Here is a 9,057-nt window from a genome sequence, read left to right as displayed (position 1 = left end):
CCGTGTACCAGCCGATGCGCAAGACGGTACACGACTTCAGGATCAGCCCCTTCGGCCTGAACTCGTTCTACGAGGTCAGCGTCGGCAAGTAGCTTCGCCTGCCAGCCGCGCCGCCCCGCCACGAGCTAGGCGGCGCCTCTCCCCAGGGCGGCCGACCCGGCCGTCCCGCTCCAGAGGAGTCATCCATGCGACCACGCTCTGCCCTGCGCTACAGCCTGCTGCTGCTCGCCCTCGCCGCCAGCGCCGCCATCCAGGCCCAGCCGAAGACCCTGGCGGTGTGTACCGAAGCGGCGCCGGAAGGGTTCGATCCGGCCCGCTATACCTCCGGCTACACCTTCGACGCCTCAGCCCATCCGCTGTACAACGCGCTGGCCGCGTTCGCTCCGGGCAGCGCCACGGTGATCCCGGCCCTGGCGGAAAGCTGGGACGTCTCCGCTGACGGCCTCGTCTACACCTTCCGCCTGCGCCAGGGCGTGAAATTCCACAGCACCGACTACTTCAAGCCAAGCCGCGAATTCAACGCCGACGACGTGCTGTTCAGCTTCCAGCGCATGCTCGATCCGCAGCACCCCGCCCACGACCTTTCGCCCAGCGGCTACCCCTACGCCGACGCCATGCAACTGCGCGACATCATCGAGCGCATCGAGAAGATCGACGAACATCAGGTGCGCTTCGTCCTCAAGCACCCAGAGGCGCCGTTCCTCGCCGACCTGGCCATGCCGTTCGGCTCGATCCTCTCCGCCGAATATGCCGGCCAGCTGATCGCCAGGGGCAAGGGCGACGAACTCAACAGCAAGCCGATCGGCACCGGCCCGTTCGTCTTCACCCGCTACCGCAAGGATGCCCAGGTGCGCTACGCGGCCAACCCCGACTACTGGAAGGGCAAGCCGGCCATCGACCACCTGGTGCTGGCGATCACCCTCGACCCCAACGTGCGCGTGCAGCGCCTGCGCCGCAACGAATGCCAGATCGCCCTGACGCCCAAGCCGGAAGACGTCGCCGCGTTGCGCCAGGACCCGCAACTGACGGTGCTGGAAGAAGCGGCGATGATCACCTCGCACGCCGCGATCAACACCCGGCACGAACCGTTCGACGACCCGCGCGTGCGCCGGGCGATCGCCATGGGCTTCAACAAGCCGTCCTACCTGAAGATCGTCTTCGGCGATCAGGCCCGCCCGGCCATCGGCCCCTACCCGCCGATGCTGCTCGGCTACGACGACAGCATCCGCGACTGGCCCTACGACCCCGAACGGGCCAAGGCCCTGCTGAAGGAAGCCGGCGTCGCCCCGGACACACCCCTGAACCTCTACATCAGCACCGGCAGCGGCCCCGGCGGCAACCCGGCGCGAGTGGCGCAACTGATCCAGTCCGACCTGGCCGCCATCGGCATCCGGGTGAACATCCGCCAGTTCGAGTGGGGCGAGATGGTCAAGCGCACCAAGGCCGGCGAACACGACATGATGCTCTACAGCTGGATCGGCGATAACGGCGACCCGGACAACTTCCTCACCCACAACCTCGGCTGCGCCTCGGTGGAGTCCGGGGAAAATCGCGCGCGCTGGTGCGACAAGGGCTTCGACGAAGCCATCCGCAAGGCGCGCATGAGCAACGACGAGAGCCAACGGGTAGCGCTGTACAAGGAAGCGCAGCGGATCTTCCACGAGCAGATGCCCTGGTTGCCGCTGGCGCATCCTTTGATGTTCGACGCGCAACGCAAGAACGTCAGCGGCTACCGCATGAGCCCGATGTCGGCGCGGGACTTTTCACGGGTGAAGCTGGACTGATCGCTGCGCCGCACGCGGGAAGCCCTGGCCCTTGCCTTCCCGCGTGCGGCGTTATCGTTCGGCCGGCTCAGCCGCCGAGGCCGAAGGGATCGTCGATGGACGGACTCGGTTGGGTGAACCAGCGCGGTCCTTCCTCCGTCATGTAGAAGTGATCCTCCAGGCGAATGCCGAACTCGCCGGGCACGCAGATCATCGGTTCGTTGCTGAAGCACATGCCGACATCCAGCGGCGTGCGATCGCCACGTACCAGGTACGGGCCTTCGTGGACGTCCATGCCGATGCCATGCCCGGTGCGGTGCGGCAGGCCAGGCAGGCGGTAGTCCGGCCCCAGGCCGTTGGCCTCCAGCGAACGCCGCGCGGCGGCGTCCACCGCCTCGCAGGGCTGGCCCAGACGCGCGGCCTCGAAGGCCGCCAACTGGGCGTCGCGCTCCATCCCCCAGAATTCGCGCTGGCGTGCGCTGGGCGTGCCGAACACATAGCTTCGGGTGATATCCGACTGGTAGCCGTGCACCTGGCAGCCGGTATCGATCAGCACCATGTCGCCGTCCTTCAGCACCTGCGCATGCTTCACCCCATGCGGGAAGGCACTGGCGGCACCGAACAGGACGATGCAGAAGGTCGAACCGGGCGCGCCCACCTTGCGGTGCGCCTGGTGGATGAACTCGGCGACTTCGGTGGTGCTGATGCCTTCGCGGAGAATGCTCGCCGCGGCCTTCTGCACTTCCAGGGTCATGTCCTTGGCCCGCTGCATCAGCGCCAGCTCCTCGGCCGACTTGCGCATCCGTCCCTGGTCGATCAGCGGCGCGGCGCTGACGAAGTTCCTGCCCGGCGCCTGTTGGCGCAAGCGCTCGAACATGCCGAACGGCAGGCTCGGACACAGTGCGACCGTGCTGCGCTCGCCCACGCCGAGCGCCTCCAGGCGATCGAGCAGCAGGCGGTAGGGATCCTGGTGTTCCTCCCAGGTGTGGATGGCGCCGTCGACCACCTGGAAGTCGCGCACCGTACCTTCCTCGAAGGCCGGCGCAAGGTATTCGAGGGCGCCCTCGGCGGGCAGTAGCGCACCCACCAGGCGTTCACTGGGGTGCCATTGCACGCCGCTGAAGTAACGCAGGTTGCTGCCTGCATGCAGGTACGCCGCGGCGATGCCATGCTCGCCCATCCACGCCTGGGCCGCGGCGATACGCGCACGGTAAGACGCCAGGCCGATCGGCTGCGCGCCGTCCATCATGTTCCGCAGACGCTCCAGCGCCTGCGCAGGGGTACTCCCGCCAACACCCACGGTCATTTGTTGTTCTCCTCGTCTGGACCGGGCTGGAATTTAAGTCGAGCTTAAATTCAGGTCAAAACAAATTTTCAGTCACACTTAAAAAATAGGGGTTCGGGTAGTTCATCTGTCAGACTTTATTGACGCCCCGCGCTGGGTATACTGCGCCTTTCAACAAGAGTCTCCCCAATGACCGTAGACCGCATCGGCGAACGCCTGCGTCGCTATCGCCGCGCCGCCAAGAAGACCCTGCACCAAGTCGCCAGCGAATCCGGTCTCACCGCGAGCTTCCTCTCCCAGGCGGAGCGCAACCTCACCGGTGTATCGATCTCTTCCCTGGCCAACATCGCCAAGTCGCTGAATATCCCGCTCAATGCCCTGTTCGACCAACCGGCACAACCCCAGCCCGACTCCCACGAAGGCGAGCGGGTACGCTACACCATCGAGGGCCAGCCGCTGGCCTACGAACGCCTGTCCAGCTCCTTCCCCGGCAACCTGATCAATGCGGTCAAGATGAACATGCCGGTGGGCTACCAGTCGGAGCTGATCTCCCATGAGGGCGCCGAGTTCTCCTACGTCCTGTCCGGGCAGATCGTCTACACCATCGAGGGTCGCCAGTACCCCCTCGGCGCCGGCGACTCGGTGCACTTCGACGCGACCAAGACCCATTGCCTGGCCAACGTCGGCAACGATGTGGCGGAGGTCCTGACCATCACCACCATGGGCCTGTTCGACGACCATCCGACGCCCTGATCCAGTCCGCAGCGCACCTTCCCATCCTGTCAGGCAAACGTTTTCGCAAGAGAAATGTTAGTCGTGCTTAATTTTCGTTGACCACAATTTCAGCATGACTTAATTTCGGCATCAGCGAATCGTCGACCAACAACAAACGGACGATCGCTGTCGCCGCACAGGGTCCATGGCTGTCACCCGCCATCCATGGAAAGGCGAGAGTTGCCATGGCCCATAAGGCCGATCCTCAGACGATGCCCTTAGAAAAAGAAAAAATGAGGTTTGCATGCGTAAGATCCTTCCCCTTCGGGCCTGGCTGGCAGCCGGTCTGATCCTCGGCTCCCCGTTCTCCCACGCCGCCAGCAACCTGGTGTTCTGCTCGGAGGGCAGCCCGGCCGGCTTCGATCCCGCCCAGTACACCACCGGCACCGACTACGATGCGACCTCGGTCACCCTGTTCAACCGCCTCGTCCAGTTCGAGCGCGGCGGCACCCGGGCGATCCCCGCCCTGGCGGAAAGCTGGGACATCGGCGACGACGGCAAGACCTACACCTTCCACCTGCGCAAGGGTGTGAAGTTCCACAGCACCGACTACTTCAAGCCGACCCGCGAATTCAACGCCGACGACGTGCTGTTCACCTTCGAACGCATGCTCGACAAGGATCATCCGTTCCGCAAGGCCTACCCCACCGAGTTTCCCTACTTCACCGACATGGGCCTGGACAAGAACATCGCCAGGGTCGAGAAGCTCGACGAGCACAGGGTGAAGTTCACCCTCAACGAGGTCGACGCCGCCTTCATCCAGAACCTGGCGATGGACGTCGCCTCGATCCAGTCCGCCGAATACGCCGGGCAGTTGCTCGAGGCCGGCAAGCCACAGCAGATCAACCAGAAGCCGATCGGCACCGGGCCTTTCATCCTGAGCCGCTACCAGAAGGATGCGCAGATCCGCTTCAAGGGCAACAAGGACTACTGGAAACCCGAAGACGTGAAGATCGACAACCTGATCTTCTCGATCAACACCGACGCCGCGGTGCGCGCGCAGAAGCTCAAGGCCGGCGAGTGCCAGATCACCCTCAACCCGCGCCCCGCCGATCTCAAGGCCCTGCAGGAAGCGGCGAACCTGAAGGTGCCTTCGCAGCCGGGCTTCAACCTCGGCTACATCGCCTACAACGTCACCCACAAGCCGTTCGACCAGCTCGAAGTACGCCAGGCGCTGGACATGGCGGTAAACAAGCAAGCCATCATCGACGCCGTCTACCAGGGTGCCGGGCAACTGGCGGTGAACGGCATGCCGCCGACCCAGTGGTCCTATGACGAAACCATCAAGGACGCCCCGTTCGATCCGGCCAAGGCCCGGGAACTGCTGAAGAAGGCCGGCGTCGCCGAGGGCACCGAGATCACCCTGTGGGCGATGCCGGTGCAGCGTCCCTACAACCCCAACGCCAAGCTGATGGCGGAGATGATCCAGGCCGACTGGGCGAAGATCGGCATCAAGGCCAGGATCGTCAGCTACGAATGGGGCGAGTACATCAAGCGCGCCCATGCCGGCGAGCATGACGCCATGCTGTTCGGCTGGACCGGCGACAACGGCGATCCGGACAACTGGCTGGCGACCCTCTACGGCTGCGACTCGATCAACGGCAACAACGTATCGAAATGGTGCGACGCGGCCTACGACAAGCTGGTCAAGGCTGCCAAGCGGGTCTCCGACCAGGACAAGCGCAGCGAGCTGTACAAGCAGGCCCAGCACATCCTCAAGGAGCAGGTGCCGATCACCCCGATCGCCCACTCCACCGTGTACCAGCCGATGAACAAGTCGGTGCATGACTTCAAGATCAGCCCCTTCTCGCGGAACGCCTTCTATGGCGTAGCCAACCAGCCCTGATGCCGACGCCGCCCCGGTCGTGAAACGACCGGGGTGCAGAAGAACGGCACGACCCGTACTTCATTTCTTTGCTTTTCCTGCCCGTGTTCCAGAACGGCGCTGCGCGCGATCCGTCAGGAGCGCTCGCAGCGCCGTATTCGACCGCCGCGCCCAGGCGCGGGCGAAACCGGCGCAAACCTGGTGGGTAAAACAGGTGCCATGACAACAATAAAGGGAGCAATCAGGTGATGAGATACCAACGAGTGACCGGCGCGACGCTGGGATTGGCCATGATGGCATCGGTCGCGCCAGGCTGGGCGGCGGACGAGCAGGCAACCCCGCCGACCCCGGACAATCCCAGCTACGCCGCCCAGGTGCAGAGCATCCCCAGCGTGGAGAAACCGATCAAGGGCCAGGCCGGCGCCAGCGGGCTGTTCGAGGGACAGAGCCTGACCCTGACCACCCGCAACTTCTACTCGCGGGAAAACATGAAGGACAGCTTCACCTTCCGCATTCCCAAGGCCGGCGGCGGCTCCCAGCGCATCCACCAGCGCAACGCCTGGGTCCAGGGCACGGTGCTCAAGTACAGCTCGGGCTACACCCAGGGCAGCATCGGCTTCGGCTTCGACGTCGCAGCCTTCAACGAGATCGCCCTGGAGCGCGGCAAGGGCCGCATCGGCGGCGGCGGCAACCGGACCCTGGCGAACAGCGATGGCGAGGCGATCGGCGAGTGGTCCAAGCTGGGCGTCGCCAACATCCGCCTGCGCGCCTCGAACACCGAATTCAAGGCCGGTCGCTTCCTGGTCAACACTCCAGTGTTCAGCTATATCGACAACCGTGCCCTGCCCTCCAGCTTCACCGGCTTCGCCGTGACCAGCGAGGAGCTGGACAACCTCAGCCTGCAGGCCGGCAGCTTCCGCAAGGTCAGCCCGCGAACCGGCTCCGGCGACGAGGACATGACCACCGAGTACGGCACCCGCCAGGTCAAGGGCGACCGCCTGAACTACCTGGGCGGCAACTACAAGCCGCTCGACGGGCTGGAGATTTCCCTCTATGGCTCGCATTTCCAGGACGTCTGGAACCAGTACTACCTGGGCGTGACCCACGACATCGGCGACCTCGAGAACGGCATCGCCCTGCGCACCGCCTTCAACGGCTACCACACCGGCGACACTGGCGCGCGCGAGGCCGGCTACATCGACAACGACACCTGGAGCCTGGCCTTCACCCTCGGCCATCGCGCCCACGCCCTGACCCTGGCCTACCAGCAGGTCGACGGCAACGAATACTTCGACTACGTGCACGAGACCTCGGCGATCTTCCTGGCCAACTCGATGCTGGCCGACTACAACAGCCCCAACGAGAAGTCCGCGCAGATCCGCTACGAGACCGACTGGAGCTACTACGGGATCCCCGGCCTGAGCACCGGCGTGTGGTACGTGAAGGGCTGGGACATCGACGGCACCCACTACGACGGCGATCGCAACGGTGCCTACGGCAACTACGCCGAGGTGCGCGCCCAGGACGGCGAGAAGCACCACGAGCTGGGCCTGATGGCGGCCTACAAGGTGCAGAACGGGCCGATCAAGGACAGCACCTTCAAGCTCACCTACATGATGCACAAGGCCAGCCAGAACCAGGTCGACGGCAGCGTCAACGAACTGCGCCTGGTCAGCACCTTCCCCTTCAACCTGCTGTAAACCTGCGACACCGGCGGCCCCGGAGACGGGGCCCACAAGGAGGACCCCATGCTCCATCCGTTGCTCCGACACCTGCCCCTGGCCCTGGCGCTATGCGCCGCCGGCGCGGCCCAGGCGAAGAACCTGGTGGTCTGCACCGAGGCCAGCCCGGAAGGCTTCGACATCGTCCAGTACACCGGCGCGGTGACCGCCGACGCCTCCGCGGAAACCGTGTTCAGCCGCCTGCTCGCCTTCCGTCCCGGCACCACCGAGGTGATCCCGGGGCTGGCCGAGCGCTGGGACGTCAGCGCCGACGGACTGAGCTATACCTTCCACCTGCGCCCCGGCGTGAAATTCCATACCACCGACTACTTCAAGCCGACCCGGAGCCTGAATGCCGATGATGTGCTGTGGACCTTCCAGCGCGCCCTCGATCCGAAGCATCCCTGGCATGCCTCGGCGCTGCGCGGCTACGCCTACTTCGACGCGATGGGCATGGGCGAGCTGATCAAGTCGGTGGAAAAGGTCGACGAGCTCACCGTGCGCTTCGTCCTCAACCGTCCCGAAGCGCCGTTCCTGCGCGATATGGCGATGCCCTTCGCGTCCATCTATTCCGCCGAGTACGGCGACCGGTTGCTCGCCGCCGGCAAGCAGGGCCAGCTGAACAACCAGCCGATCGGCACCGGGCCGTTCGTCTTCAAGCGCTACGCCAAGGACGCCCAGGTCCGCTACACGGCGAACCCGGACTACTACGCCGGCAAGCCGCCGATCGACAACCTGGTGTTCGCCATTACCCTCGATCCCAACGTGCGCATGCAAAAGGTCCGTGCCGGCGAGTGCCAGGTCTCGCTGTACCCGAAACCGGAGGACGTGCCGCGCCTGAAGCAGGACCCGAACCTGGCGGTGGACGAGATCGATGCCCTGCTGACCACCTACATTGCCATCAACACCCAGCACAAGCCGCTCGACGACCCGCGCGTGCGCCAGGCGATCAATCTCGCGCTGGACAAGAAGGCCATGCTCGACGCGGTGTTCGGCCCCGGCGCGGCCAGTCCGGCGGTCGGTCCCTATCCCCCGACCCTGCTCGGCTACAACCATTCGATCCAGGACTGGCCGCACGACCCCGAACGCGCCAGGGCGCTGCTCAAGGAAGCCGGCGCGGAAAATCTCAGGATCACCCTGTTCATTCGCAACGGCACCTCGCCTACCATCCCCAACCCCGCCCTGGCGGCACAGATGCTGCAGGCTGACCTGGCCAAGGCCGGCATCCAACTGACCATCCGTTCCCTGGAATGGGGCGAGCTGCTCAAGCGTTCGAAGGCCGGCGAGCACGACCTGTCGCTGCTTGGCTGGGCCGGCGACAACGGCGACCCGGACAACTTCCTCAGCCCGAACCTGAGCTGCGCCGCCGCCGAGTCGGGTGAAAACCAGGCGCGCTGGTGCGACAAGGACTTCGAGGCGCTGATGCGCAAGGCCCGCGAGGTGAGCGATCCGGCCGAGCGGGCGAAACTGTACGAGCAGGCCCAGGTGGTATTCCACGAACAGGCCCCATGGATACCGCTGGCCTACCCGAAGCTGTTCAACGTCCGGCGGAACACGGTGCAGGGCTACGTGATCAATCCGTTGAGCAACAACAACTTCGCCACCACCTCGGTGAAGCCGTAGAAGAACAAGGACCACAGCCCCGCCGCCAGCGGGGCGCACGGTCCGCGATGAGGAGTTACCCGCCAA

General features: G+C 65.0%; 6 protein-coding genes. 5 read left to right on the top strand and 1 reads right to left on the bottom strand.

Translation table 11 applies throughout. The annotated features are described in order from the left end of the window. Positions 1–185: 185 nt before the first annotated feature. A complete protein-coding gene (locus tag HMPREF2886_RS05955; protein ID WP_039027721.1) occupies positions 186–1,784 on the top strand; it encodes an ABC transporter substrate-binding protein in 1,599 nt (532 codons plus the stop codon). A 67-nt stretch (positions 1,785–1,851) separates the two neighbouring features. On the opposite strand, the gene mdpA is transcribed toward HMPREF2886_RS05955, so the two are convergent. After that, positions 1,852–3,069: a metallopeptidase MdpA gene (mdpA, locus tag HMPREF2886_RS05950; protein ID WP_003116232.1), complete on the bottom strand. Its 1,218-nt coding sequence runs from the start codon at positions 3,067–3,069 to the stop codon at positions 1,852–1,854. 168 nt (positions 3,070–3,237) lie between these two features. Here mdpA and psdR point away from each other — a divergent pair, with 168 nt between their 5' ends. The 4 genes from psdR (at position 3,238) to HMPREF2886_RS05930 (ending at position 8,991) form a co-directional block, all read left to right on the top strand. Continuing rightward, the gene (psdR, locus tag HMPREF2886_RS05945) at positions 3,238–3,801 is read left to right on the top strand and encodes a transcriptional regulator PsdR (RefSeq protein WP_024914687.1); all 564 of its coding nucleotides are present in this window, start codon (positions 3,238–3,240) and stop codon (positions 3,799–3,801) included. A gap of 265 nt (positions 3,802–4,066) precedes the next feature. Then, positions 4,067–5,668 carry an ABC transporter substrate-binding protein gene (locus HMPREF2886_RS05940; RefSeq protein WP_021264153.1) on the top strand — a complete coding sequence of 534 codons (1,602 nt, stop codon included), beginning with the start codon at positions 4,067–4,069 and terminating at the stop codon, positions 5,666–5,668. Positions 5,669–5,892: 224 nt separating this feature from the next. Further along, positions 5,893–7,347, top strand: a complete 1,455-nt coding sequence (locus tag HMPREF2886_RS05935; protein ID WP_083318526.1) for an OprD family outer membrane porin — start codon at positions 5,893–5,895, stop codon at positions 7,345–7,347. Between the two features lie 48 nt (positions 7,348–7,395). Further along, complete coding sequence (locus HMPREF2886_RS05930; RefSeq protein WP_057387696.1) at positions 7,396–8,991, top strand: ABC transporter substrate-binding protein; 1,596 nt, start codon at positions 7,396–7,398, stop codon at positions 8,989–8,991. Positions 8,992–9,057: the final 66 nt, after the last annotated feature.

It is taken from the genome of Pseudomonas sp. HMSC066A08 (assembly GCF_001813025.1).
GTDB lineage: Bacteria > Pseudomonadota > Gammaproteobacteria > Pseudomonadales > Pseudomonadaceae > Pseudomonas > Pseudomonas aeruginosa.
Note: the sequence above shows the minus strand (reverse complement) of the source record. Positions and strands in the feature narration are given on the sequence as shown.